At 70.8% G+C, this 24,255-nt stretch carries 25 protein-coding genes; 13 read left to right on the top strand and 12 right to left on the bottom strand.

The features are described from left to right. Together VM306_RS06055 and VM306_RS06050 are read left to right on the top strand one after the other, a co-directional pair. Positions 1-1,946: AbfB domain-containing protein (locus VM306_RS06055; protein WP_325511762.1), on the top strand; the 1,946-nt coding region annotated here is incomplete at its 5' end. Positions 1,947-1,956: 10 nt separating this feature from the next. Continuing rightward, positions 1,957-3,030: a S1 family peptidase gene (locus VM306_RS06050; RefSeq protein ID WP_325511760.1), complete on the top strand. Its 1,074-nt coding sequence runs from the start codon at positions 1,957-1,959 to the stop codon at positions 3,028-3,030. 54 nt (positions 3,031-3,084) lie between these two features. On the opposite strand, the gene VM306_RS06045 is transcribed toward VM306_RS06050, so the two are convergent. Then, positions 3,085-4,116 carry an NAD(P)/FAD-dependent oxidoreductase gene (locus VM306_RS06045; RefSeq protein ID WP_325511758.1) on the bottom strand — a complete coding sequence of 344 codons (1,032 nt, stop codon included), beginning with the start codon at positions 4,114-4,116 and terminating at the stop codon, positions 3,085-3,087. 51 nt (positions 4,117-4,167) lie between these two features. Then, complete coding sequence (locus tag VM306_RS06040) at positions 4,168-4,809, bottom strand: class I SAM-dependent methyltransferase (RefSeq protein WP_325511756.1); 642 nt, start codon at positions 4,807-4,809, stop codon at positions 4,168-4,170. Between the two features lie 77 nt (positions 4,810-4,886). Between VM306_RS06040 and VM306_RS06035 the strand changes: the two genes are divergently transcribed. Then, a complete protein-coding gene (locus VM306_RS06035) occupies positions 4,887-5,252 on the top strand; it encodes an SPW repeat domain-containing protein (RefSeq protein WP_325511754.1) in 366 nt (121 codons plus the stop codon). A gap of 41 nt (positions 5,253-5,293) precedes the next feature. Here VM306_RS06035 and VM306_RS06030 read toward each other — a convergent pair whose 3' ends face one another. Continuing rightward, positions 5,294-5,713, bottom strand: a complete 420-nt coding sequence (locus VM306_RS06030; protein WP_325511752.1) for a hypothetical protein — start codon at positions 5,711-5,713, stop codon at positions 5,294-5,296. Positions 5,714-5,769: 56 nt separating this feature from the next. Then, positions 5,770-6,159, bottom strand: coding sequence for a RidA family protein (locus tag VM306_RS06025; protein ID WP_325511750.1), 390 nt, complete (start codon positions 6,157-6,159; stop codon positions 5,770-5,772). Positions 6,160-6,251: 92 nt separating this feature from the next. On the opposite strand from VM306_RS06025, the gene VM306_RS06020 reads away from it, so the two are divergent. Then, complete coding sequence (locus VM306_RS06020; protein WP_325511748.1) at positions 6,252-6,614, top strand: helix-turn-helix domain-containing protein; 363 nt, start codon at positions 6,252-6,254, stop codon at positions 6,612-6,614. A gap of 75 nt (positions 6,615-6,689) precedes the next feature. On the opposite strand, the gene VM306_RS06015 is transcribed toward VM306_RS06020, so the two are convergent. From VM306_RS06015 to VM306_RS05990, 6 genes are all read right to left on the bottom strand, one after another. Next, positions 6,690-7,682, bottom strand: a complete 993-nt coding sequence (locus VM306_RS06015; RefSeq protein ID WP_325511746.1) for a DUF4328 domain-containing protein — start codon at positions 7,680-7,682, stop codon at positions 6,690-6,692. A gap of 96 nt (positions 7,683-7,778) precedes the next feature. Then, the gene (locus tag VM306_RS06010; protein WP_325511744.1) at positions 7,779-9,014 is read right to left on the bottom strand and encodes a hypothetical protein; all 1,236 of its coding nucleotides are present in this window, start codon (positions 9,012-9,014) and stop codon (positions 7,779-7,781) included. A gap of 98 nt (positions 9,015-9,112) precedes the next feature. Continuing rightward, positions 9,113-10,021: an LLM class flavin-dependent oxidoreductase gene (locus tag VM306_RS06005; protein ID WP_325511743.1), complete on the bottom strand. Its 909-nt coding sequence runs from the start codon at positions 10,019-10,021 to the stop codon at positions 9,113-9,115. Between the two features lie 72 nt (positions 10,022-10,093). Beyond that, positions 10,094-10,507, bottom strand: coding sequence for a hypothetical protein (locus VM306_RS06000; RefSeq protein WP_325511742.1), 414 nt, complete (start codon positions 10,505-10,507; stop codon positions 10,094-10,096). A gap of 45 nt (positions 10,508-10,552) precedes the next feature. Then, complete coding sequence (locus tag VM306_RS05995) at positions 10,553-10,711, bottom strand: muconolactone Delta-isomerase family protein (protein WP_325511741.1); 159 nt, start codon at positions 10,709-10,711, stop codon at positions 10,553-10,555. A 102-nt stretch (positions 10,712-10,813) separates the two neighbouring features. Then, on the bottom strand, positions 10,814-11,317 hold the full coding sequence (locus tag VM306_RS05990) for a DinB family protein (protein WP_325511739.1): 504 nt from the start codon (positions 11,315-11,317) through the stop codon (positions 10,814-10,816). A 99-nt stretch (positions 11,318-11,416) separates the two neighbouring features. On the opposite strand from VM306_RS05990, the gene VM306_RS05985 reads away from it, so the two are divergent. From VM306_RS05985 to VM306_RS05975, 3 genes are all read left to right on the top strand, one after another. Further along, entirely contained in the window at positions 11,417-12,280 is an 864-nt protein-coding gene (locus tag VM306_RS05985) for an RNA polymerase sigma-70 factor (RefSeq protein WP_325511738.1), read from the top strand. A gap of 78 nt (positions 12,281-12,358) precedes the next feature. Continuing rightward, positions 12,359-13,105, top strand: a complete 747-nt coding sequence (locus VM306_RS05980; RefSeq protein WP_325511736.1) for an SDR family oxidoreductase — start codon at positions 12,359-12,361, stop codon at positions 13,103-13,105. A 112-nt stretch (positions 13,106-13,217) separates the two neighbouring features. Next, the gene (locus tag VM306_RS05975) at positions 13,218-14,237 is read left to right on the top strand and encodes a hypothetical protein (RefSeq protein ID WP_325511734.1); all 1,020 of its coding nucleotides are present in this window, start codon (positions 13,218-13,220) and stop codon (positions 14,235-14,237) included. On the opposite strand, the gene VM306_RS05970 is transcribed toward VM306_RS05975, so the two are convergent. After that, positions 14,234-16,903 (bottom strand): helix-turn-helix transcriptional regulator, encoded by a 2,670-nt coding sequence (locus VM306_RS05970; RefSeq protein WP_325511732.1) that lies wholly within the window; start codon positions 16,901-16,903, stop codon positions 14,234-14,236. The genes VM306_RS05975 and VM306_RS05970 overlap by 4 nt on opposite strands. Before the next feature lie 104 nt (positions 16,904-17,007). Between VM306_RS05970 and VM306_RS05965 the strand changes: the two genes are divergently transcribed. The 6 genes from VM306_RS05965 (at position 17,008) to VM306_RS05940 (ending at position 22,456) form a co-directional block, all read left to right on the top strand. After that, entirely contained in the window at positions 17,008-17,454 is a 447-nt protein-coding gene (locus VM306_RS05965) for a VOC family protein (RefSeq protein ID WP_325511730.1), read from the top strand. Further along, entirely contained in the window at positions 17,454-18,794 is a 1,341-nt protein-coding gene (locus VM306_RS05960) for an NAD(P)/FAD-dependent oxidoreductase (RefSeq protein WP_325511728.1), read from the top strand. The genes VM306_RS05965 and VM306_RS05960 overlap by 1 nt, the downstream gene beginning before the upstream one ends. Next, positions 18,791-19,387 (top strand): VOC family protein, encoded by a 597-nt coding sequence (locus tag VM306_RS05955; RefSeq protein ID WP_325511726.1) that lies wholly within the window; start codon positions 18,791-18,793, stop codon positions 19,385-19,387. The genes VM306_RS05960 and VM306_RS05955 overlap by 4 nt, the downstream gene beginning before the upstream one ends. Before the next feature lie 144 nt (positions 19,388-19,531). Then, a complete protein-coding gene (locus VM306_RS05950) occupies positions 19,532-20,500 on the top strand; it encodes an NAD(P)-dependent alcohol dehydrogenase (RefSeq protein WP_325511724.1) in 969 nt (322 codons plus the stop codon). A gap of 48 nt (positions 20,501-20,548) precedes the next feature. Then, positions 20,549-22,000, top strand: coding sequence for a carboxylesterase/lipase family protein (locus tag VM306_RS05945; protein WP_325511722.1), 1,452 nt, complete (start codon positions 20,549-20,551; stop codon positions 21,998-22,000). Between the two features lie 42 nt (positions 22,001-22,042). Further along, positions 22,043-22,456 carry a tetratricopeptide repeat protein gene (locus VM306_RS05940; protein WP_325511720.1) on the top strand — a complete coding sequence of 138 codons (414 nt, stop codon included), beginning with the start codon at positions 22,043-22,045 and terminating at the stop codon, positions 22,454-22,456. Positions 22,457-22,488: 32 nt separating this feature from the next. On the opposite strand, the gene VM306_RS05935 is transcribed toward VM306_RS05940, so the two are convergent. Then, positions 22,489-24,102: an SDR family oxidoreductase gene (locus tag VM306_RS05935; RefSeq protein ID WP_325511718.1), complete on the bottom strand. Its 1,614-nt coding sequence runs from the start codon at positions 24,100-24,102 to the stop codon at positions 22,489-22,491. Positions 24,103-24,255: the final 153 nt, after the last annotated feature.

Genomic DNA, 24,255 nt, shown 5'->3' with positions numbered 1-24,255 from the left:
CCGGCACCGTCGGCGCCTCGCTGCGGGTGCCGGTCCCCAACGCCCGGCTCTGGACCCCCGACGACCCCTTCCTGTACGACCTGCGCGTCACGCTGGGCAGCGGTGACACCGTCGGCGGCTACTTCGGCATGCGCTCGCTCGGCAAGGCGATGCTCGGCGGCGTGCTGCGGCCGACGCTGAACGGCAAGTTCGTCTTCCAGCTGGGCACGCTCGACCAGGGCTACTGGCCGGACGGCATCTACACCGCGCCGACCGACACCGCGCTGGCCTTCGACCTGGAACAGCAGAAGGCCCTCGGCTTCAACATGGTCCGCAAGCACATCAAGGTCGAGAACGACCGCTGGTTCTACTGGGCGGACCGCCTCGGCCTGATGGTCTGGCAGGACATGCCGGCGCTGGCCAGCGGCCGGGAGCCGTCGCAGGCCGGGCGGACCCGGTTCGAGAAGGAACTCAAGGAGATGATCGACGAGCACAAGGGCATCACGTCGATCGTGCAGTGGGTGCCGTTCAACGAGGGCTGGGGCGAGTACGACGCCGGCCGGATCGTCAACCTGGTCCGGTCGATCGACAACACCCGCCTGATCAACCACAACTCCGGTTCCAACTGCTGCGTCTCGGATCCCGATCCCGGCAACGGCGACGTGATCGACGACCACCACTACCAGATCACGACGGCGACCCGCACACCCGACGCCAGCAGGGTCGCGATGCTCGGCGAGTTCGGCGGTCTGGGCCGCCGGGTCGTCGGCCACGAGTACCAGCCGGGCGCCGGATTCGCCTATGGCGCCCTGTACCCCGACGAGACGTCGTTGACCAAGAGGTACGAGGAGGTGGCGAAGCAGGTCGCGCGGATGATCCACACGCGCGGGTTGTCGGCGTCGGTCTACACCGAGCCGTACGACGTGGAGAACGAGGTCAACGGCTTCTACACCTACGACCGGCGCATCCTGAAGATGACCGAGTCGCGGGTGCGGGACGTCAACCTCAAGGTGCTCGCCATCGCGCGCGGCACGGCGGTGGGACCGGACGACGTGGTGTCGTTGCGCGTCACCACTTCCGGCTACACCGACCGCTACCTGCGGCACGCCGCCGGAACGGCCCGCACCGACGTGATCAACGACGACCTGGGCCGGTTGGACGCCACGTTCCTGGTGCGTCCCGGACTCGCCGACGCGGCCTGCCTGTCGTTCGAGTCGCGCAACTTCGCGGGCCAGTTCCTGCGGCACAGCAACTCCGTCATCCGCAAGGACGTGAACGACGGCAGCGCCCTGTTCCGCGCCGACGCCACGTTCTGCCCGCGGGAAGGCAGCGGCGGTACCGCGCTGGAGTCCTACAACGTGCGCGGTTCGTTCGTGCGGCACTACAACTCGAACGTCTACTTGGCACGGTCCGGCGGCACGAACCCCTGGGACACCGCGAACTCCTTCGCGGCGGACACGACGTGGGCGATCAGCGTCGCGTTGTGGCGCAGCGGCGCCGAGCTGCCGCTGGACCAGGCCCGGTCGTTCCGGGTGACCTCACCGGGCTTCTCGGACCGCTACCTGCGGCACCGCGACTCGCTGGCGCGCACGGACGTCGTGACGGCGTCGAGCGACAGCTTGACGAAGTCGGACGCCACGTTCGTCGTCCGGCGCGGGCTCGCCGACCCGACCTGCTACTCGCTCGAGTCCCGCAACCTCCCGAACCAGTACCTGCGGCACGCGGACTTCCGCGTCCGGCTCGGCACGAACGACAACACGGACCTCTTCCGGCGCGACGCGACGTTCTGCGCGCAACAGGGCAGCGGCGGCGTCCGGCTGGAGTCGTTCAACGAGCTCGGCACCAGCATCCGCCACTACTCGGAGGAGGTCTGGGTCGCCTCGAACGGCGGCGCGCACGTGTACGACAACCCTGCCTCGTACAACCAGGACGTGAGCTGGGCCGTCAGCTCACCTTGGGCACCGTAGGAGAGAAATCATGCTGCTACGCATAGTTTCCGTGTCCGCGATCGTGCTGAGCACGATCACAGTCCCCGCGGCGGCGGCTTCCACCGAAGTCGTCGAAGCCATGAGCCGCGACTTCGGGATCACCGCCGCGCAGGCGCTGACCAGGATCGCGCAGGAGAAGGTGGCGCTGAAGGTCGCGCCGGCCGCCGAGCAGGCCGCCGCCGAGGCGTTCGGCGGCAGCTGGTTCGCCGACGGCAAGCTCCAGGTCGCGGTGACCGACCCGGCGAAGGCCGACGCCGTGGAGGCCGCCGGAGCCCGGCCGGTGCTGCGGACGAAGACCCTCGCGTCCCTGAACGCGGTCAAGAACAACATCGACAGGCTGTCGAAGGCCGGGTCGCTGTCGAAGGACGTCGCCGGGTGGCGGGTCGACGTCCAGCGCGGCGCAGTCGTGGTCGACGCCCTGCCGGGAGCCGACCTCTCGGCGCTACCGAAGGACGTCGTCGTCAACACGGCAGGTGTCGAGCGACCGCAACCGTTCGCGGCCGGCACCGTCGGCGGCGACCCGTTCTACACGGGCAACGTCCGCTGCTCCATCGGCTTCTCGGTGCACGGCGGCTACGTCACCGCCGGGCACTGCAACGTCGGCGCGTGGAACGTCAACGGCTGGGACGGGTCGTGGCAGGGCGAGTTCGTCGGCTCTTCCTTCCCCACCAACGACTACGGCTGGGTGCGCACCGGCGGCGGCTGGTGGAACGTTCCGGTCGTGCTCGGCTGGGGCACGGTGAGCGACGCCCTGGTGCGCGGTTCGTGGGAGGCGCCGGTCGGTACCTCGGTGTGCCGCTCCGGTTCGACCACGCACTGGCACTGCGGTGTGGTGCAGGGCCGCAACGAGACCGTGAACTACCAGCAGGGCGCGGTCTACGAGATGGTCGGCACCAGCGTGTGCGCGGAGCCGGGCGACTCGGGTGGCTCTTTCATCACCGGTGACCAGGCGCAGGGCGTGACGTCCGGCGGCTACGGCAACTGCTCCAGCGGCGGCCGCACCTGGTTCCAGCCCATCAACGAGATCCTGCGCGTCTACGGGCTGACGCTCCTGACGGCCTGATCGGCAGAGGTCCGCCGGGGACGCGCACCTGTTCCCGGCGGACCTGCTCGTCGCCTAGCTGAACAGGATCCGCTTCGCCACGGCCTTTCCCGGCGCCGTGCGCAGTCCGGAGAACGCGAGCTCCGCCAGACCGGGCCCGCGCACGAGCGACAGCCCGCGCCGCAGTTGCGAGCGGAGGAGGTACCGGCGCCGCATCGCCGCGCCGTCGTAGTGCTCCAGCACGTACCTGTTGCCGCTGCGCAGGTAGTCGAACGTCACCGACGCCGCGAGCTCGGACATCCGCATGCACGGGTCGAGCCCGCCCGCCGTCAGCGGCGAGACCGCGCCCGCCGCGTCGCCGACGAGCAGGCCCTGCGGCGACACGATCCGGCGCAGCAGGCCACCGACCGGGATCGGGCCGCCGCGGCGCTTCACCGGTCCGGTGGGCGCGGGAGTCGGGAAGCTGTCGCGGAACCGTTGCAGCAGCTGGGGAAGTGGCGCGGTGAAGCGGTCGGCGCGGCCCGCCAGGCCCACGTGCGCGTGCTCGCCGTCGTCGATGACCCAGGCGATGTAGCCGGGGGCGAGGCGCGGGTCGACGATGCAGTGGAACGTCGGCGTGGAGCCGGTCCTGACCGGGTAGACCTCCTCGATGCCGGTGATCAGCTGCCGGTTCACGTCGAGGCCGAGCGTCTTGGCGACGGTGGAACGTGCGCCGTCCGCGCCGATCGTGAACCGCGCCTTCGTCGACTTGGCGGGGTAGCCGGCGTTCAGGGTGACCCTGGCGCCGGCGCGTTCGGCGTCCTCGACGGCCCGCGTGTAGATGCCGGCCATGTCGCCCACCCGGAACTCGTCGCGCGTGCTGACGAGTTCCACGGGGTCCTCGTGCGACGGCGGGTAGAGCAGCACGCGGCGGACCGCCGGGCCGAGGTGCGGCAGGTCGTAGTCGGTCAGGGTGCGCCTGACGAAGATGCCGGTCGTGCGGATGCCGGTCTCGAGGCTCGTCCTGCGTTCGCACACGGCCACGTCGAGGCCTGCTTCAGCGAGCAGGCGCGCGGTGGTGAGGCCGGCCAGCCCGGCTCCGACGACGAGCACGTCCACGGTGTCCATGCCCGACGGTAAAACCGTTCCGCGGGGAGGAAGTCGTTTCCCGCCGCACCTTCACGGGATCTGCACGGTATCTCCACGACCCTTGCGCACCAGCAGGTGCACGTGGTGGAACGGCCGCTCGCCCTCGTGGGGCTCGCGGCGCATTCTGGCGACCTCGGTGAAACCAGCCTGGCGCAACAGCGTCATGAGGGCGTCGGGCGACCAGCGGTAGGCGAGCGCGACCTTGTGGTCGAACGGCTCCGGCTCGGGATCGTCGCCGGCGAAGAAGCCGAGCACGACGTGTCCGCCGGGCATCAGGACGCGCCCGAACTCGGCGAAGATCACCGGCAGGTCCCGCGGCGGGGTGTGGATGAGGGAGTAGGACGAGAGGATCCCGCCCAGCGACGCGTCGGGGATGTCGAGCGCCGTCATCGTGCCCTCGTCGAACCGCAGGTCCGGGTGCGCCCGGCGGGCCAGGGCGATCATCTCGGGGGACAGGTCGACGCCGAAGACGTCCAGGCCCAGCGAACGCAGGTGAGCGGTCACGTGGCCGGGACCGCAGCCCAGGTCGGCGACGGGTCCCTCCACCAGCTCGGCGAACGCGGCCAGCACCGCGCGTTCCATCGGCAGGGTCTCGAGGACGTCGCTGAAGAGCTCGGCGTAAAGCCCCGCCACGGCGTCGTAGGCGGCCTTGGTGTCGGACTGTTCGATCATGCCAGAGACCCTAGAACCTGTACCGGGACGTGAATCAGGTGTTCCCTTTGGCCCGGCTGGAGGTGAAAATTGCTCGCGTGCGGGACCTTCACGGACGAACTGTCGAGAGCCGGGCCGGCGTCGCCGCCTTCCTGGCCGGCGTGTGGTTGATCGCCGCGCCACCGATCCTGCACTTCAGCGCCTCGTCGCACGCGTTCCGGCCGTACTGGGTGTCCATGGGCCTGGCCGTCGTCATCATGCTCCTCGGCATGGTGCGGGCGATGGCGCCGCTCGACGTGCCGTTGCTGAGGCAGATCACGATCGGCCTGGCGCTGTGGCTCGTGGTCGCGGCGCTGCTCCAAGGGGACGGCGGCAGTTCCATCGTCTGGCTCAACCAGCTCGTGGTGAGCGCTGCCATCGCATTGTCCGCCGGACTCGCGTTGGTCATCAGCATGCGCAAGTGAGCGCGTGCGCCCGGCAGGGTTCTGCCGGGCGCAATGCGGGATCAGCAGCGTTCGCCCGTCTTGGCGAACAGGAAGTAGCTGCTTCCGTCGACCTCGCCGTGCGCGCGCGTGCACTGGTCGAGCGTGTCCGCGGCACCGGACCACAGCTCACGCTGTCCCCGTGCACCGGTCTTGTAGCCGTGCGACAGGTTCGGGGGCGTCTGGATGTGCGTGCGGAGCGTGAAGTCCCTGCCGTGGCTGGAGATCCACGAGTCCCACACGTAGATGTAGGAGTAGTTCTTGCCGCAGCCCGCGTACTGCTTGACCGACGCGACGGTCGTGCTGTTGTTCTTCACGTACGCCGTCGACCCGATCTGGGTGGCGCCGGGGCAGGCGGGGTTCGTCTCGGCGTGGGCGGTGCCGGTGCCCAGCAGGCTCGCCGCCGCGGCTGCGACGGCACCCGCGGCCAGGATCTTGCGCATGGTGCTCCTCTCGTGTTTCAGAGGAGCCTGCGCCGCACCGGTTAGGCGCCGGTAAATCAGTCGAGCACGGCCACCGCCTCGATCTCGACCTGGTGCTCCGGCACGTCCAGCGCGGCGACGCCGATCAACGAGGCCGGCGGCTTCGCGAACTCGCCGACCCTGGCCCTGGCGTTGTCCAGACCCTTGAGCAGCTCCGGCATCTTGTCCGGCGTCCAGTCCACGACGAAGACCCTGATCTTGACCAGGTCATTGAACGACGCCCCGGCGGCCTTGAGCGCGGTGTGCACGTTCACATACGCGTTCTCGACCTGGGTGGCGAGGTCCGGCGCGCCGCTCCAGTCGACCTGGCCGGCGAGGTAGACGGTCTTCGACCCGGTGGCCACGGCCACGTGGTGGTAGACGTCGAGCTCCGGGAGGCCCTCGGCGTTGATGAGGGTGACGGCCATGAGTTTGTCCTCTCTTGCGGTTACTCAGTCACCGTAGGAGAGTGAAGCCCGACCTGGAAGAACGCACTTTTTCGTGAGTGGGGAACCCAAAGGTGAGCAAGCAGCTCAGCGGTGATTTGGCGCGTGCGGACTCGTTGGCGCGCGAGATCTTCTCGGACATAGCGAACAAGTGGGCGCTGCTGATCGTCGAGACCATCGGCGACTCCACCAAGCGCTTCACCGAGCTGAAGACCGAGGTCGACGGCATCAGCCACAAGATGCTGACCCAGAACCTGCGCCTGCTGGAGCGCAACGGCCTGGTGGACCGCGTCGTGCACCCGACGGTGCCGCCGCGCGTCGACTACACGCTGACCGAGCCGGGGCAGGCGCTGCGGGCCACCGTGGACGCGATGTGCAACTGGACCACGCGGTACCTGACGGAGATCGAGGCGGCGCGGAGCCGCTTCGACGGGTAGGGGGCGTGACCGGCGAGCAGGGCGGCGCGGCTGCTCGTGACCCGCCGCGCCGCCGGTCCGAAGAGGACGGACGAGTCAGGCCACCGGTGGCGGAGCGCTCTGGAACTCCGAGATCCTCCGCACCAGCTGGGCGGTGAGAACGGCGGCGATGATCCCGGCGAGCGCGGAGATGGTCGAGAGGACGGCGGCGTTGAGGAACGAGTCCGTCGTCCACGACCCGTCTGCGTTGTAGCCGCGCAGGTAGCTGTTGCCGAAGATCCACATCACGAGGAACGGGGCCCACCACCGGGTGGTCAGCCGGTCCTGCGCCCGTTGCCGCAAAGGCACGTCCTGCTGTCGCGGGTCGCTGGCGCGCCAGACGTCGTCGACGACCTGTTTCGGGTACCAGAGGTTCACGACCGGGACGAACCAGCCCAGCCAGACCCACAGGCGGCTGCGGCGGTGCTCGGTCGCGGGAGTCACGAGCTCGGCGTTGATGCGCGCGTTGTACAGCCAGCTGATGAACACGACGCCCGCCAGGAGCGTCAGCAGCGACGATCCCGCGCTCGCCGCGACGGTGAACTTGTCGGCGGCGCTCACACCGGCCGCCGTGCCCGCGCCGGCGCGGTAGTCGCGGACGGTGGTGTAGGTGAGCCAGTCGGCCGCGGTGGCGGCGACGTTGCCGACGGCGGCGAGCCCGACGAGTGCGGTCGCGGCTCTGCCGAGACCACCGACGGGTCTGAAGTGCTCCATGCTTTCCCCCAAGACGTGAGCCTGTGACAACAAGACGCTGCCGGGGGCCGGGATGTTGAGCGGCCCGCCGCGTCGTGGCGGGCCGCCCGGAACCACGTCAGCCCTGCGGTTCGCACAGGCTGAACGGCGTGCCTGGTCGTCCGCGCAGTGCGCGATGCGGCCGACGTCGGGCACGGACTGGACGTCGTCACCCTCGCCGCCGAACTCCACGACCTTGCGCACGGACGCGTCGATGTCCGTGGTGTGGAAGTAGATCCGCGGCTGGGTGAGCTGCGCGTCCCTGACGGCGATCGCGCCGGCCGCGCCGTTGGTGACGAAGTGGTAGTCCTCGCCCATCTGGCTGGTCTCCCAGCCGAGGACGCCCGCGTAGGACGCCCCCGCCTTCTCGGTGTCCCCGGCGGCGAACTCGAACCAGTTGGCCGGCCCTGGACATCACGTCCGGGCCGGGTGCCAGGCTCCTGTGTCGGCGATCCAGGCGCCGGTGGGTGCCAGCGTGGCCCGGTCGAGGACGCGGTAGCTGGTGGTCTCCCTGTCCCACTGGGCGAACAACGGGAACAGGTCGGCCGCCGCGTGCTGCCGGTAGACGATCACAACCTCGTTGACCAGCGCCTTGGCGTCGCCGCTGAGGATCGTGCTGTGCTCCAGCGCGTCGGTGCGGCGCTTGGCCAGCATGGTCTCGTCGAGAGGGACGATGGTGCCGCCGGGAAGCAGGACCCGGCCGTTGACGCCGTAGCGGGCGCGCAGTTCGGCCTTCGGGTCCGTGTTGTCGTCAACGAAGACCGCGCCCATGTCACTGCTTTGCGCCAAGCGCAGGCGGGTGAACTTGCTGCGGTACTCGCGCAGCTTGTCGGTGTCGGGCTCTTCGAGGGAGGAGATGGCCGCGAAGACCTGGGAGTCGGACTCGGTGGGCGCGGGCATGAACACGACCACGGCCTCGTCGTAGGGCTTGAGCTGCTTGAAGACAGGGCGGGCCGAGGTCAGCAGGGTGCCGCTGAGGTCGTGCAGGCCCAACTCGTCCTTGCGGTTGGCGCCGGCCGGGCCGGGGAAGAAGTTGGCCGGGGTGGTGCGGGCGAGAATGCCGCCCAGACCGCGGTCGAGGTAGATCTCCCGCTCCTTCGCGGGGTCCTTGCGGTCGTGCCGGTTCACGATGTCGAACTTCCCACCGCGGCCCTTGGCGTTGACCTGACGAGCGGTCATCCGGTTGCCGGTGAACACCTTCTCCCAGTTCTCCGCTGCTTCCCGCTGCTTGACCCCGTTCCACCACGCGCCGATCTGGGACGCACGCGCTGCCCACGTCGTCCCGGAGCCGCCGAGGGAGTGCAGCCCCGCCTGCAGCAGCCGCTGCTCGGTCGCGGCCTGCGCCTGCCTGCGCTGTTCGGCCAGCCGGGCCTGCTCGAGCTGCCACTGCTTGTCGGTGCGCCGCTTGAAGTCGGTTTCGACCTTGTCGTAGTCGGCCTTGGGCAGCCGCTGCGGGTTTGCGTGGCTCAACATGGCCAAGACTTGGCGGAAGTCCTCTTCCGGCAGCTCGTCGGTGTATTCGCGGTAGACGGGGTTGATCCGGTTCTCCACCGTGTCGAAGGCGACTCCTCCGGCTTCGAGCAACTTGAGCAGCGTGGGAGCGGCGTCCTCGCCCACAGCCAGGACCCACTTGCGCCGTTCGATCTTCATGAACCGTCTCCTGCCCGTCGGACAAACCATGGACAAGATCTCCTCGGCTTGATCGACCGTTACCGTCGGCGTCGGCGGGCCGCGGTCCACCCGAGATGTCACAGCCCCGCTGTACCGGCGGGCGTCAACGACTCGCCGATCGACGCGACCAGTTCGTAGCTGCGGCGGCGGTCCGCGTGGTGGTGGAGGGGCGAGGTGATCATCAGCTCCGGCGCCGCGGTCTCGTCGAGCACCGCCTGGAGCTTGCGCGCGATGGTCTCCGGCCCGCCCACCAGCACGCGGCCGTCGTCGTCGTGCGCGGTCGCGTCCTCCGGGCTGGGCAGGAGGATCCGCCTGCCCTCCGCGCGGCTGCGCACCTTCGTCCTGATCGGCCCGGCCAGCCACTCGGCCCGGTCGTCGTCGTCCGCCGCGATCACCGAGACGCTGACCAGATCGGCCCGAGCGGTCTCGGCGGGGTTGAGGTGGCGCGCGAACGCGAAGGGGATTCCGAGCTCGGCCGCGAGCAGGGACGTGCCGGGGGAGGAGCCGAGCAGCCACAGCTCCGGCGCGGTGCCGCCCTGCACCGGTACGGCGGGGGTGTCGCCTGGGTTCAGCAGGCCTTGCAGCTCCTCGAGCTGCTCGCGGTACGGCCGGTCCGTCCGGCGCAGCCTCGACACCACGGACGCGGGGCCGCCCGGCGCTCGCCCGACGCCGAGGTCGATCCGGCCGGGGTGCAGGGCGGACAGGGTGCCGAACTGCTCGGCCACCACGAGCGGCGGGTGGTTCGGCAGCAGCACGCCACCCGAGCCGACCCTGATGCGGCCGGTGATCGCCGCCAGGTGTGCGACGAGCACGGCCGGCGCGGAGCTGGCGACGCCGCGCATTCCGTGGTGCTCCGGCACCCAGTAGCGGTGGAACCCCAGCTCCTCCGCCAGCTCCACGAGGTCGGCGGTGTTGCGCAGCGCCTCCCGCGGCGTCGAACCCTGGACGACCGGAGACGTGTCGAGCACCGACAGGCGAATCCCCATGCCCTGCAAGCTAGGGCATGCCTCCGGAACTCTCGACCGCGACTCTCATCGAACGGACCCACGGGTCACGTCCTAGCAGCGTTCGTCGGTCTGTCCCCAGTAGACGTTGCCATCGCCCCACACCTCGCCGTAGGCGCGGGTGCACTCGCTGAGGGTGTTGGTGCCCTTGGACCAGACGTCCTGCTTGTTGCTGCCGTTGACGTTGCTGCTGTAGTCGCGGTCGCCGTTGACGACCATCGCGGCGCTGGAGTGAAAGGTGCCCGGCTTGGCGGCGTAGGAGTCCCACACGTAGGTGTAGGCCCAGTTCTTGCCGCAGCCCTTGAACTGCTTGACCGAGGCGATGATCTCGCCGTTCTTCTTGACGTACCCGGTGGACCCGATCTGCACGGTGCCGGAGCACGAGGGCGCGGACTCCGCCTGGGCCGTACCGGTCGAGGCGAGCGCGGCCAGCGCCACCGCGGGAAGGACCAACATGACTTTGCGCATGCCCCACCGTGACTTCCGGTGGTTAGGCGGCGGTAAATCGCCGCCTCACGGCTGCGCCGCCACGTCGGACGGGTGGGTCGACAGCGGAGTCACCTCGACCCGCGTGAACTCCCACAGCGGCAACGACGACAGGAACGCGTGCAGCTCGTCGTTGGAGGGCACGTCGAAGACGGTGATGGTGCTGTGCGTCCCGACGACGGTCACCTCCTGGTGCGGGGCCGCCGTCGTGGTGCGGCGCTGTGACTGGGAATACTCGCCACGCCGCGTTCGAAGCGAAGTTCGCACCAACGGTCCATTGTGGACTGATCAAGCGCCCGTGACGCCGTCGATGCCCTCGCGCAGGAAGTCGGCGTGACCGTTGTGCCGCGCGTACTCGTGGCACAGGTGGTGCATGACCAGCCGCAGCGACACGTCGGCGTCCCAGCGCGGCTGGTGGGCCGTCACGTCGAGAGACTCGGCCTCGCGCTCGATCCGCCGCGAGTGCTCGACCTCGGCCTGCCACGCCGCGAACGCCTCCGACCTGCTCGACCCCGAGGCGTCGTAGGCCACCTGGTAGTCGCCGGCGTCGGACCACACCAGCGGGAGGTCCTCGCCGTTGATCACCTTGCGGAACCAGGTGCGCTCCACCTCCGCCATGTGCCGGACCAGGCCGAGCAGCGTGAGCGTGGACGGCGGCATCGAGCGGCGGCGCAGGTCGTCGTCGGACAGGCCTTCGCACTTCATCGCGAGGGTGGCGCGGTGGTAGTCGAGGAACGCGCGGAGGGTCTCGCGCTCGCCGCCGGTCAGGGGTGGTTCGGGTCGGGTCGTCACGCCGCCAGTCTGGACGCCGAGTTGATCTCGTGCACCTGGAATTCGCCCATGAGCGGTGCCACACCGACGGGGTGTGCTGATCGGCGCTACCGTGGCGTCATGACCTCTCTCGACCAGGCCGAGTCGGTGTTCGCGGCGGCCAGGCCGAGGCTGTTCGGCATCGCCTACCGCATGACCGGCAGCGTGGCCGACGCCGAGGACCTGGTGCAGGAGGTCTGGCTGCGCTGGCAGCTCGCGGACCGCGACGCCGTGCGCAACCCCGAGGCGTACCTGGCGACGGCCATCACCCGGCTCGCGATCAACGAGTCGCAGACCGCCCGCGCGCGGCGCGAGACCTACGTCGGGCCGTGGCTGCCCGAGCCCGTGGACACCGCGGCGGACCCGCAGGTCGGGGCCGAGCGGGGCGCGGTGCTGGAGCTCGCGGTGCTGTTGCTGCTGGAGAAGCTGACGCCGACGGAACGGGCCGCGTACGTGCTGCGCGAGGCGTTCGACTACCCGTACAAGGAGATCGCCGAGATCGTCCAGACCTCCGAGGGCGCGACGCGGCAGCTGGTCAGCAGGGCGCGCAAGCACCTCGCGGACGAGCGACGCGTCCCCGTCGAACGCGCTGACCAGCGCAAACTGCTGGAGGCGTTCGTGGCGGCCGCGCAGGCGGGCGACCTGGCGGGACTCAAGGAGCTGTTCGCGCAGGACGTCGTGAGCTACTCCGACAGCAACGGCGCGGTGCGGGCGGCGGGCAGGCCGCTCTTCGGCGCGGCGACGCTGGCGAAGATCTTCGCGGCCTGGGCGCCGGGCTTCTGGGCGGGCGCGGAGGCGTCGTACGTCGAGGCGAACGGCCAGTGGGCGGTCCGGTTGCGCAAGGACGCCGGCACCTATGCCGTGATCACCGTGACGGCGTCCGACGACGGCATCGACCAGGTGATGTGGCTGGTCAACCCCGAGAAGCTCACCGCGTTCCAGTAGGCCTGTCACACCCTGCGGGGCTGTCCTGTCTTAGCTCGTGAACACCCGCGACGGGCGGGTTCACGAGAGGGACGGACCATGAGGATCGTTGTCATCGGCGGCACCGGCTTGATCGGCAGCCAGGTCGTGAAGCGGCTCGGCGAGCACGGCCACGACGCCGTGCCCGCGTCACCGAACAGCGGTGTCAACACGGTGACCGGCGAAGGCGTGAAGGAAGTCCTGCAGGGCGCCGACGTGCTCGTCGACGTGTCCAACTCGCCGTCGTTCGCCGACGACGACGTGATGAGCTTCTTCACCACCGCCACCACCAACCTGACCCAGGCCGCCGCGGAGGCCGGCGTCGGCCACTACGTCGCGCTGTCGATCGTCGGCACCGACGAGCTGCCCGAGTCCGGCTACCTGCGCGCGAAGGTGGCGCAGGAGAAGCTCCTCAGGGAGTCCGGCCTCACGTACTCGATCATCCGCGCCACCCAGTTCTTCGAGTTCGCGGGCGCCATCGCGAACTCGGCGACCGTCGACGGGACCGTGCGCCTCCCGCACGGCGGCGTGCAGCCGATCGCCGCCTCGGACGTCGCCGCGGTGGTCGCCCGCACCGCCGCCACGTCACCGGTCGGGGGCGTGCTGGAGATCGGAGGGCCGGAGGAGCTCACGATGGACGGGTGGATCCGGACCGTTCTCCGCCACCGCGAGGACGAGCGCGAGGTCGTCGGCGACCCGGAGGCCCAGTACTTCGGGACGTTGCTGACGGGCAAGCAGCTCGTGCCGAACGAGGGCGCGCAGCTGCAGCCGACGAGCCTGGAGCAGTGGCTGGCCGCGGGAAACTGATCCACGGGGGCGGGATGCGACCGGAGTTCCGCCCGACCCTTCCCCGCGCAGCTCCGACGGTCCGCGGTTAATCTTGCCGCGCTTGACTCGAAGGAACTCCTGGGGGATGCAGATGAGTCGAAAGCTGGGCTTTGCCCTGTCCGCGGCGCTGGTGGCGACCGTAGTCGTCACGACGCCGGCACACGCGTCCGTGACGATCACCGATCTTGGTGGTCTGCCGGGTAGCGCCTTCCACTCCGCGGCCTCGATCAACGACGCGGGAGTGGCGGTGGGCCGGTCCCGTTCCACCAGCCTGCCCGAACGCGCGGTCAGGTACGGCGGCTCCGCCGCGGAACTGGTGGGACCCGCCGGGGCGAGCACCAGCGTGACGTCGGTCAACAGCAGTGGCGCCGCCTCGGGCACCACGTTCGACCCCTTCGTCAGCGGCCGGGCGATCAGGTTCGACCCGGACGGCTCCCACCGGGTGCTGGACTCGTACCCCGGCTACGAGTTCGCCTCCGGGCAGGCGATCGACGACAGCGGCACCGTCTACGGCATCGTGCTGAACTCGAGCAGCTCACAGCTGCCGGTGAAGTGGGACCTGAACGGTGCGCTCACCCTCCTGGCCCTGCCCGACGGCATGACCTGGGCCGTGGTGACGGGCGCCTCGAACGGGTACGCGGTCGGCTACGTCACCGCCACCGGGCGCCACGTCCAGGCGATGCGCTGGAACCCCGCCGGCACCGTCACCCGGCTCGCGGGCCTGGCGAACCGCGCGGAGAGCTACGCGAGGGCGGTGAACCGGCACGGCGAGGTGGTCGGGGAGGCCTACACCGAGAACAACTTCGCGGTGGTCGGCGTGCGGTGGGACATCACCGGATCGGTGATCACCACCTATGGGGGCAACACCCATCCGCGCGGCATCAACGACCACGGCGTGGCGGTCGGCTTCACCACCGTCACCACCGCGGACAACGTCCCGATGCGCTGGAGTCCGAACGGTGACGCGTTCGAGCTCGGCCGTCCTGGCGGAGCCCGCAAGGCGGAGGCAGTGGACATCAACAACGAAGGCGTGATCGTGGGACACACCGGCGACGTCAGGGCACCGCTGACCGCGGTGAAGTGGACGGAGAGCCAGTTCGTCCTCGGCTAGAACTTCGCGTCGCGCAACTGCCGGCGCGAGGTCACGCCGACCTTCCCGAACACCTTGCGCAGGTGCCATTCCACCGTGCGCGGGCTGATGAACAGGCGCGTGCCGATCTCCGGGTTCGAGTAGCCCTCCCGCGCCAGCCGGGCGATCTGGTACTCCTGCGCCGTCAGTTCGTCGGTCGGTTCGGCGGTGCGCTTGCGGGCCGTCTCGCCGGTCGCCTGCAGCTCCCGCTGCGCGCGATCGGCGAAGGCCGCCATCCCGCACGACAGCAGCATGTCGTGTGCCGTGCGGAGGTGATCGCGGGCCTCGACCCGCCTGCCCTCGCGGCGCAGCCACTCGCCGTGCAGGAGGTGGGCGCGGGCCAGTTCGGGTTTCAGCGACGTCCGTTCGAAGCAGGCGATCGACTCGCGGAAGCCTTCCGGGTCGCCGTTCAACGCGCGCAGGCGGGCCTTGAGGCCGGACGACCAGTCGGTGTCGACCCACTCCGAGGAACGCTCCACCGCCTCCGCGACCAGAGCGGTCTCACCCGTGCGGGAGGCCGCCTCCGCCAGTTCCGGCGTGATCAGGCAGCTGTAGACCAGGGAATCGGACCTGAACACGCGCAACGCGGCCTCACGGGCCAGGTCGTGGCGGCCCTGTCCGTTGTGGAGGATCGCGGCGGTCCAGTCGCAGATCACGGCCAACCGCCCCTGGCCGGCCGCCAAGGCCGCGGACCGCGCCGCGGAGAAGACGTCCTCGCCCCGGTACGCGGCCCGCAGCAGCACCGCGTAGCCGACGGGCGGGGCACCGGTGACCTCGGAGATCCGCTCGTCCTCCTCGATCAGCGCCTGCGCGGCGGCCGGCTCGCCGGCGAGGAGCTCGTTGTCGGCCAGGAAGTTCAGGGCGAACTGCAGCTGCACCAGCGCGCCGGCGTCGCGGGACAGGCGGACCTGCTGCCGGGCGAAGTCGCGGCGCGTGCCGAAGTCCCACATCTCGCTCGCCACGATGCCGCCCGCGCGGTTGCCGAAGAGCCACGGCAGGCGGCTGACGTCCTCCGCCGCCACCTTCAGGGCGAGCACCTCGTCCAACGCGTGGCGCATGAGCGGGACGGCGGCCCCGTAGCCCGAGGTGATGCGGGTGGTCAGCGCCTCCAGGACCAGGTCCAGCGCGCACGGCGGGGTGCGGGGCGGGGGAGCGGTGCGGGCGGCGTCGGCCAGGGGCTCACCGGCCCAGATCGCGGCGGACAGGGCTTCCAGGTGCGTCTCGCGGGCCAGGTCGGCGTCGAACGGGGCCAGCCTGCGGGCCGCGCTGAAGAGCAGCGGTGCGGCGTCGGCGACCCGGCGCTGGTCGAAGGCGATGTGCCCGCGCAGGTGCTCGACCTCGGCGCTGCGGCGTTCGTCCGGCGGGCCCGCCTCGACGGCGTTCAGGAGCCGCAGCGACGCCTCCAACGCACCCGCGTCGCGCTTCGCCCGTGCGGCGGCCAGTTCGCGTGACGCACGGCGGCCGGGTGACGGGGTCAGCACCGCGGCCTGTTCGAGGAACGCTGCGGCGGCCAGCAGTCCGCCACGGGCCTGCGCGCGGGACGCCGTGTTCTCCAGCGCGGCCGCGACCTCCTCGTCCGGTGCGGCTGTGCCCTGGGCGCGGTGCCAGGCGCGGCGGTCCGGGTCGATGTCCACGTCCGTCACGTCGGCCAGCGCCTGGTGCACGCGCAGACGGTCCACAGTGGACGCCGAGCGGTAGGCGGCGGACCGCACCAGCGGGTGCCGGAACCGCACGCGGGCGCCGAACTCGATCAGGCCCGTCTCCAGGGCGGCGGCCGCGGGGTCGGCGCCCAGCCCGAGCAGCCCCGCCGCCTGCCACAGCAGGGTCGCGTCACCGAGCGGTTCGGCGGCGGCGGTGAGCATCAGCAGGCGCGTGTCGGCGGGCAGCGCCGCGATCTGGCGCACGAAGCCGGTCTCGATGCGGCTGGTCAGCGGCTCGGCGTCGAGCCCGTCCGCCAGTTCGGCGGCGGTCCACGCGCGGGGCAGCTCCAGCAGCGCGAGCGGGTTGCCGCGGGCCTCGGCGACGATCCTGTCGCGCACCCGGCCGTCGACCGGTCCCTTGATCACGGACTGGAGCAACGCGCGGGCGTCGGCGTCGTCCAGGCCGCGCACGAACAGCTCGGGCAGCCCGTCGAGGTGGTCGTTGCCCTCGCGCAGCACGAAGAGCAGCGCGATCCGTTCCGCGAGCAGCCTGCGGGCGACGAACCCGAGCACCGCGGACGACATCGGGTCGAGCCACTGCGCGTCGTCGACCAGGCACACCAGCGGCTGTTCGTCGGCGACCTCGGCGAGCAGCGTCAGCACCGCCAGGCCCACCATGAACCGCGTCGGCCGGGGTCCGGACGTCATGCCGAACGCCGTGCCGAGCGCCTCCCTCTGGGGCGCGGGCAACCGGTCCAGCCGGTCGAGGAACGGCACGCACAGCTGGTGCAGCCCCGCGTAGGGGAACGCGCTCTCGGACTCCACGCCCGCGGCCCGCGCGACCCGGAACCCGGACGCCCGCGACGACACGTGGTCGAGCAGCGCGGTCTTGCCGATCCCGGCCTCACCGCGCAGCACCAGCACCTGACCGGCGCCCGACCGCGCCCGCGTGAGCAACCGGTCCAGCGTCTCGCCCTCGGTGCGCCTGCCCAGGAGATCGTCCGACACGGGTCCGAGCGTACGGGCCAGGGGGTGACCAGGGTGTTCCACGGGTTCGAAGGGACCCCCGGCGGGAGCAGTCTCGTGTCATCGGCAAGAGGAGAGGAACGAAGATGGACTACAAGCTCGAGGTGGCCGTCATCCCGGTGAGCGACGTCGACCGGGCCGTGCACTTCTACAAGGCGCTCGGCTGGCGGTTCGACGCCGAGTTCGCCGACGACGAGGGCTACCGCCTCGTGCAGCTCACCCCGCCCGGATCGCCCGCGTCGATCATCTTCGGCACCGGCGTGACGACCGCGGCGCCCGGCAGCACCGAGGGCCTGCACCTGGTCGTCGACGACATCGTGGCCGCCCGCGAGGACCTGGTCGGCCGTGGCGTGCAGGTCAGCGAGATCTTCCACGACAAGACCGGCGTCTTCCACCACGCGGGGACCGAGGCGCGGGTGGACGGGCCGGCGCCCGACCGTTCCAGCTACGGCTCGTTCGCGTCGTTCAGCGACCCGGACGGCAACGGCTGGGTGCTGCAGGAAGTCACGACGCGCCTTCCGGGACGTGTGTGATGGCGCAGTACGACGTCATCGTCATCGGCGGCGGTTCGCCCGGCGAGCACTTCGCCGCGGCCGTCGCCGAGGGCGGCCTGCGCGTGGCGCTGGTCGAACGCGAGTTGCTCGGCGGGGAGTGCACCTTCTGGGCGTGCATCCCGTCCAAGACGCTGCTGCGCGCCGGTGAGGCCGTGGCCGCGGCCCGCGAAGTCCCCGGTGCGCGTGAGGCGGTGACCGGTGGGGTCGACGCCGGGGCCGTGCTCGGGTGGCGTGACTTCATGGTCTCGTCCTACGACGACGCGGGTGCCGAGAAATGGGCCCGTGACGCCGGAATCGACGTGCTGCGCGGCGACGGCAGGATCGCCGGCCCCGGAACCGTGGCTGTCGGCGACCAGACCTACACGGCCGACCACGTCGTGATCGCCACCGGCTCCGAGGCGTTCATCCCGCCGATCCCCGGGCTGCGCGACCTGGACTTGTGGACGAACCGCGAGGCCACGGGCGTCAAGGAGATCCCGAGGCGGCTGCTGGTCCTCGGCGGCGGACCGACCGGCGTCGAGATGGCCCAGGCGTTCACGCGCCTCGGCTCCTCGGTCGCGCTGGTCGACGGTGCCGACCGGGTGCTGCCCCGCGAACCCGAGGCGGTCGGCCGCGCGCTCGGTGAGGCGCTGACCGCGGGCGGCGTCGAGCTGCACCTAGGCGCGCACGCCACCGCCGCGTCGTTCGAGAACGGTGAGTACGTGCTCGACCTCCCGGACGGCACCCGGCTGCGTGGCGACAAGCTCCTCGTCGCCACCGGCAGGCGCCCGCGCGTCGACGGCATCGGGCTCGAAACCGTTGGTGTCGAACCGAATCCGCGCGGGCTCGTGACCGACGAGCGGATGAACGTGACCGACGGCGTCTGGGCGGTCGGCGACGTCACGGGCCAGTGGAACCTGACCCACGTCGGCAAGTACCAGGGCCGCGTCGCCGCCGCGAACATCCTCGGCACTCCTGCCGAGGTCGACTACAGCGCCGTCCCGCGGGTCGTGTTCACCGACCCGCAGGTCGCCGCAGTCGGTGCAGCGGAAGGGAAGTACACCGCGACCGTCCACCTGTCCGGTGTCGCACGCACGGCGACCTACACCCGCGAGTACGACACGCGACCCGGCTTCCTGACCCTCGTGTCCGACGGCGAGGTGCTCACCGGCGCCCACGCCATCGGCCCCGAGGCGGGCGAGTGGTTGCAGCAGGCCACCGTCGCGATCCGCGCGAAGGTCCCGCTGCCCGTGCTGCTCGACGTCATCCAGCCGTTCCCCACCTTCTCCGAGGCCTTCCTCACCGGCCTCCGCGACCTCGCAAAGGAAGTAGCGAAGTGAAGAAGCTCGACCAGATCGACATGAAGCTCGAGGTCACCGTCATCCCCGTGACCGACGTGGAGCGCGCCACGGAGTTCTACACCCGCCTCGGCTGGCGCCAGGACGTCACCCCGTCCTCGGTCGCGCAGTTCACCCCGCACGGCTCGAACGCGTCCGTCCACTTCGGACCAGACGTGACCACCGCCGAACCCGGTTCGGCCCGGCACTTCCTCGTCGTCTCGGACGTCGTGGAGACGCACGAGGCGTTGCTGGCGGCCGGGATCGAGGTCGGCCCGCTCTTCCACGGCGGCCCCGACGGCCCCGTCGAGGGCCCCGACCCCGAACGCCGCAGCTACGTGACCCGCGCCGAGCTCACCGACCCGGACGGCAACACGTGGGTGCTGCAGGAGGTCACGACCCGCCTGCCCGGCCGGGTCGACGCCGACGACACGTCCTACGCGTCGATCTCCGACCTGGCGGCGGCGTTGCGCAGGGCCGCGTCGGCCCACGGCGAGCACGAGAAGCGCAACGGCGGCGAGTTCGACGAGAACTGGCCCGACTGGTACGCCGAGTACCTGGTCAAGGAGCAGACGGGCGAGCAGCTGCCGCAGTAGGTCGCCGGAAGACAGAGCACTGCGCGGAACGCCGAACACCGTGGCGTTCCGCGCTCTTCGCGTTTCAGAGGACCCTAGGGAACGTCCCTGATGTGCCGGGGCGTTGGCACGGCCTAACTTCCTCCCCAAGCGAAGGAGGCCTCGATGAAGGCGATCGTCCAGGACAGATACGGCTCCGCGGACGTGTTGGAGCTCAGGGAGGTCGACCGGCCCGTGCCCGCGACGGACGAGGTGCTGGTCCGGGTGCGGGCGTCATCGGTGAACGCCGCCGACTGGCACATCATGCGCGGCGACCCGTACTTCGCGCGCCTGGTCCTGGGGTGGAAGGGGCCGAAGAAGCGGATCAGGGGGATGGACTTCGCGGGCGTCATCGAGGCCGTCGGGCCCGGTGTCAGCGGGGTGCTGCGGGTGGGGGACGAGGTGTTCGGCGAGGTCGAGGGGTCCTTCGCCGAGTACGTGTGCGTGCCCGTGCACCTGGTGCAGCACAAGCCGTCGAACCTGACGTTCGAGCAGACGGCGACGCTGCCGCTGGCGGGCAACACGGCGTGGATGGGGCTGCGGGACCTGCAGGCGGGGCAGAAGGTGCTGATCAACGGCGCGTCCGGCGGTGTCGGGTTGATGGCGGTGCAGATCGCCAAGGCGCGCAGGGCTTTCGTGACCGCGGTCTGCAGCACGCGCAACGTCGAGCAGGTGCGCGCGGTGGGCGCGGACGTGGTGATCGACTACAGGACTGATGACTTCGCCCGCGGCGGGGAACGCTACGACGTCGTCTTCGACCTGGTGGGCAACCGGACGATGAGCGAGCTGCGCGGCGTGCTCACCCCGGACGGCGTGCTGGTGCTGTCCGGCGGCGGCAGCTTCACGGGCGGGGTGCTGTTCGGCCCGTACCGGTTGATCATCCAGGGCAAGCTGATCGGGTCGTTCACGCGGCAGCGGCTCGTGGTGCTGGAGGCCAAGCCCAGCAAAGACAACCTGGCCGCGCTGCGGGACCTCGCCGAGTCGGGTCAGCTCGTGCCGGTGATCGAGCGCACCTACCCGCTCACCGACGTGCCGGACGCGATCCGGCACGTCGAGTCCCAGCACGCGCGGGCGAAGGTCGTCGTCACGGCCTGAGCGGAAAATGCCTGGCGTTCTCGACACCGGGAGGACGAGCATCCGCGCATGGTCGAAGCGCGGCTCGGTGCCGGAACGGTTCGCGGTGGGGTGGAATCGGGTGTGGCGGTCTTCCGCGGCATCCCGTTCGCCGCGCCTCCTGTCGGCGAGCTGCGGTTCGCCGCGCCCCGGCCGGTGCCCTCGTGGGACGGCGTCCGGGAGGCCACGGCGTTCGGCCCACCGCCACCGCAGCCCGCGGTGTTCGGCATGGACGGGATCGGCGTCGCGGGCGACGACTGGCTGACCGTGAACGTCTGGTCGCCCGACCTCGCCGGCGACCTGCCGGTCATGGTGTGGATCCAGGGCGGCGCCTACACGATCGGCATGTCCGGGCTGCCCGAGTACGACGGCACGCGGCTCGCGCTGGACGATGCCGTCGTGGTCACGTTCAACTACCGCGTGGGCCTGGAGGGCTTCGCGCTGATCGAGGGCGCTCCCGCCAACCGCGGCCTGCTCGACCAGGTCGCTGCGCTGGAGTGGGTCCGCGACGAGATCCGCGCGTTCGGCGGCGATCCCGGCCGGGTGACCGTCTTCGGGCAGTCGGCGGGTGGTGGTTCGGTGGCCGCGTTGCTGGCCATGCCGCGTGCCGCCGGGTTGTTCCACCGGGCGATCGCGAGCAGCGTGCCCGGGGCGTTCTTCACGCCGGAGCTGGCCTCCGACATCGCCTCGGTGTGTGCCGCGGAACTCGGGCTGCGCCCCACGGTGGCCGATTTGTCCACAGTGGACCCTTCGTTGCTGCCGGCGGTCGGTGACGAGGTCATGGCCAGGATCGGGCAGTTCACCGGCCGGTGGGGACAGGCGGCGCACAAGCAGATCCCGTTCGCGCCGGTCGTCGACGGTGACGTCCTGCCGGCGGCGCCGTGGGAGGCGCTGGCGTCGGGGGCGGCGCGCGACGTCGGCCTGATAGCCGGGCACACGCGCTCAGAGCAACGGCTGCTCACCGTGATCGAGGGCATGCTCGGCACCGTGACCTCCGCGCAGGCCGCGCAGGCGGCGGAGGTGCTCGCGCCAGGCGTGGAGTACCCGGACATGGGGCCGGACGAGCTGTTCGAGGTCGTCTGCTCGGACTGGCTGTTCCGGATGCCGTCGCTGCACCTGGCCGAAGCGCACGTCGCCGGTGGTGGTCGCGCGTTCGTCTACGAGGTGACCTGGGAACCACCCGGACCGTTCGGGGCCTGCCACGGGATCGACGTGCCGCTGGTGTTCGGGAATCCGGGCCTCGGGCAGTCGTCGGTGGTGCTCGGCGAGATCACGGCGGAGACGGAGGAGCTGGCCGTGCAGATGCGGACGGCGTGGTCGTCGTTCGCCGTCTCCGGCGACCCCGGCTGGCCCGCCTACACGTCCGCGGAACGCCTGACGCGGATCTTCGACGTCCCGCCGGCCGTCGTGCCGTACCCGGAGGAGACGTCGCGGCGCCTGTGGAGCGGCCATCGGTTCGAGCCGCTGCCGTTGCTGGAATAACTCCTGCTTCTGGACGTTGTACGCGTCCGGAAGGGAGGTTCGATGGACAACTTCAACGCCTACCAGCCGAACGGTGAGGTGGCGGCGGACCGCTGGCTGACCGTGCGGCACCTGTTCGACGCGGACTACGTGGAGACCGCGGCCGACAAGTGGGAACGGGCGAAGGCGCTGTTCGACACCAGGGACTACGCCAAGGCCGCGCTGTTGCTGGCCGAGGTCGTGGAGGAGGTGCCGTTCCAGGCGGACCTCCACCTGCTGCTGGCCCGTGCCTACTACCACTCGGCGCAGCTCGGCAAGGCCGAGGCGCGGCTCCGCGTGGTCGTGGACCGCGACCCCGTCGACCACTACGCGCACCTGCTGCTCGGCCGGACCCTGGAGCGTCAGGGAAGGGCTGAGGAAGCCGCGCCGTGGTTGAGGCTCGCGGCCGCGTTCGGCGGAGAGCTGACCGAAGTCTGATGGTGCTGCGGCGGGGTTGTCCGCCGCGGCGCTCAGCTCGGGTCGAACTTGGCGAAGGCGCGCAGCAGGCCCGGCGCGACCCGATCGGCCAGCCATGCCGCCTTCGCCTCCACCGTCACCGGGACCACCGGCCGGTTGTCGCGCACCGCGCGCACGATCTCGGCCGCCACGCCCTCTGGCCCGAAGCCGCGCCGCGCGTAGACCCGCGTGGCGCGGTCCTGCTTGCGGCGTTCCTCCTCGGCGCTGACGCCGGAGAACGTCGCGGTCGCCGTGATGTTCGTGTGCACCAGGCCGGGGCAGATCGCCGTGACGCCGATCGCGTGCGGCGCCAGTTCGGCCCGCAGGCACTCCGACAGCATGAACACCGCCGCCTTGCTGCTGGCGTACGCGGAGAGGATCCTCGACGGCAGGTAGGCCGCCACCGAGGACAGGTTCACGATGTGACCGCCCTCGCCGCGTTCCACCATCAGCTCGCCGAACGCCCGGCAGCCGTGCACGACGCCCCACAGGTTGACGTCGAGCACCCGTTTCCACTGGTCAGCGGACGTCGACAGGAACGACCCGGAGTGCGCGATGCCGGCGTTGTTGACGACCACATCGGGAACGCCGTGCTCGTCCGCGACCTGCCGGGCCCACGAGCGCATCGCGTCCTCGGACCGCACGTCGACCTCGTAGGCGTGACCACCGACCAGAGCCGCGGTCTTCTCCACCGCGGCGAAGTCCACATCGGACACCACCACCCGCGCGCCCGTCCTGGCGAACGCCACGGCTGTCGCCCTGCCGATTCCGCTGCCGCCACCGGTGATCACGACGAGCCGGCGCGGGGGAGCGGAGTCCGCGATGAACTCCCTGATCATGCGGGCGAGCGGTTCGGGGTGGCTGAGCGGTGCCCAGTGGCCCGCGGCGATCCGGCGGCGGCTCAGCGACGGCACCCAGCGTTCGAGGTCGAGCGGTTCGGTGCGGATGTAGCGGTCGCGGGTCGGCTGGATCACCTGGACCGGCATGGGCGCGATGCGCTGCCGCGGCGCGCCCATGACCTGGCGGATGTTCGCCCGGTACAACGAGATCCCGTTCACCGCGTCCGAGGCGATGGTCGGAGCGGGCGTCGTGCGGACGCCCTCCAGCCGCCGCAGCACGTCGCCCCAGCGCCGAGCCAGGTACAGGCGCCAGAACAGGGGCGCCACCAGGGGCAGGTGGAACACGCCGATGTACCAGGACCGGAAGAACTGCTTGATGCGAGCGATCGACAAACCTCGTCGCGACCAGTGCCCCATGTGGTCGAGGCACGGTCCGGAGATCGAGGTGAACGTCGCGATCCGCGCGCCGGGCGTGGTCACCGCCTCCCACGACTGGATCGAGCCCCAGTCGTGGCCGACGAGGTGGACGGGCGCGTCGGGGCTGACCTCGTCGATCACCGCGAACAGGTCCCGCGCCAGGTGCTCGAGCCGGTAACCGTCCTCAGTGGACGGTGCGGTCGACTCGCCGGCGCCGCGCACGTCGTAGGTGACGACGCGGAAGTCCTTCTCCAGCAGGGCGGCCACGCGGTCCCACACCGCGTGCGTGTCCGGATACCCGTGCACCAGCACCACGACGGGCCCGGACGTGCCGCGCACCTGCACGGCGAGGTCGACTTCCCCGGAACGCACCTTCACGGATCCTCCAAGATCAGCCGGTCACCGCTGGGCCTGTCCACGCGGGTCCGCACGCCGGCCGCGCACGCCGAGGGATACCCCCGCCGCGGCGAAGTTCCACCGCGAAATGCTACGCCCGCGTAGCTTTGTGAAAGCTACGCCACCGTA

It is taken from the genome of Lentzea sp. (assembly GCF_035525475.1).
GTDB lineage: Bacteria > Actinomycetota > Actinomycetes > Mycobacteriales > Pseudonocardiaceae > Lentzea.
This window is presented reverse-complemented; position numbering and strand designations above follow the sequence as displayed.

What these genes read in the sequence shown, in the direction of transcription:
- VM306_RS06050 (WP_325511760.1), top strand. Translation starts at nt 1,957, where the DNA reads ATGCTGCTACGCATAGTTTCCGTGTCCGCGATCGTGCTGAGCACGATC.
- VM306_RS06045 (WP_325511758.1), bottom strand. Translation starts at nt 4,116, where the DNA reads ATGGACACCGTGGACGTGCTCGTCGTCGGAGCCGGGCTGGCCGGCCTC.
- VM306_RS06040 (WP_325511756.1), bottom strand. Translation starts at nt 4,809, where the DNA reads ATGATCGAACAGTCCGACACCAAGGCCGCCTACGACGCCGTGGCGGGG.
- VM306_RS06030 (WP_325511752.1), bottom strand. Translation starts at nt 5,713, where the DNA reads ATGCGCAAGATCCTGGCCGCGGGTGCCGTCGCAGCCGCGGCGGCGAGC.
- VM306_RS06025 (WP_325511750.1), bottom strand. Translation starts at nt 6,159, where the DNA reads ATGGCCGTCACCCTCATCAACGCCGAGGGCCTCCCGGAGCTCGACGTC.
- VM306_RS06015 (WP_325511746.1), bottom strand. Translation starts at nt 7,682, where the DNA reads ATGGGCGAGGACTACCACTTCGTCACCAACGGCGCGGCCGGCGCGATC.
- VM306_RS06010 (WP_325511744.1), bottom strand. Translation starts at nt 9,014, where the DNA reads ATGAAGATCGAACGGCGCAAGTGGGTCCTGGCTGTGGGCGAGGACGCC.
- VM306_RS06005 (WP_325511743.1), bottom strand. Translation starts at nt 10,021, where the DNA reads ATGGGGATTCGCCTGTCGGTGCTCGACACGTCTCCGGTCGTCCAGGGT.
- VM306_RS06000 (WP_325511742.1), bottom strand. Translation starts at nt 10,507, where the DNA reads ATGCGCAAAGTCATGTTGGTCCTTCCCGCGGTGGCGCTGGCCGCGCTC.
- VM306_RS05985 (WP_325511738.1), top strand. Translation starts at nt 11,417, where the DNA reads ATGACCTCTCTCGACCAGGCCGAGTCGGTGTTCGCGGCGGCCAGGCCG.
- VM306_RS05980 (WP_325511736.1), top strand. Translation starts at nt 12,359, where the DNA reads ATGAGGATCGTTGTCATCGGCGGCACCGGCTTGATCGGCAGCCAGGTC.
- VM306_RS05975 (WP_325511734.1), top strand. Translation starts at nt 13,218, where the DNA reads ATGAGTCGAAAGCTGGGCTTTGCCCTGTCCGCGGCGCTGGTGGCGACC.
- VM306_RS05965 (WP_325511730.1), top strand. Translation starts at nt 17,008, where the DNA reads ATGGACTACAAGCTCGAGGTGGCCGTCATCCCGGTGAGCGACGTCGAC.
- VM306_RS05960 (WP_325511728.1), top strand. Translation starts at nt 17,454, where the DNA reads ATGGCGCAGTACGACGTCATCGTCATCGGCGGCGGTTCGCCCGGCGAG.
- VM306_RS05950 (WP_325511724.1), top strand. Translation starts at nt 19,532, where the DNA reads ATGAAGGCGATCGTCCAGGACAGATACGGCTCCGCGGACGTGTTGGAG.
- VM306_RS05945 (WP_325511722.1), top strand. Translation starts at nt 20,549, where the DNA reads ATGGTCGAAGCGCGGCTCGGTGCCGGAACGGTTCGCGGTGGGGTGGAA.
- VM306_RS05940 (WP_325511720.1), top strand. Translation starts at nt 22,043, where the DNA reads ATGGACAACTTCAACGCCTACCAGCCGAACGGTGAGGTGGCGGCGGAC.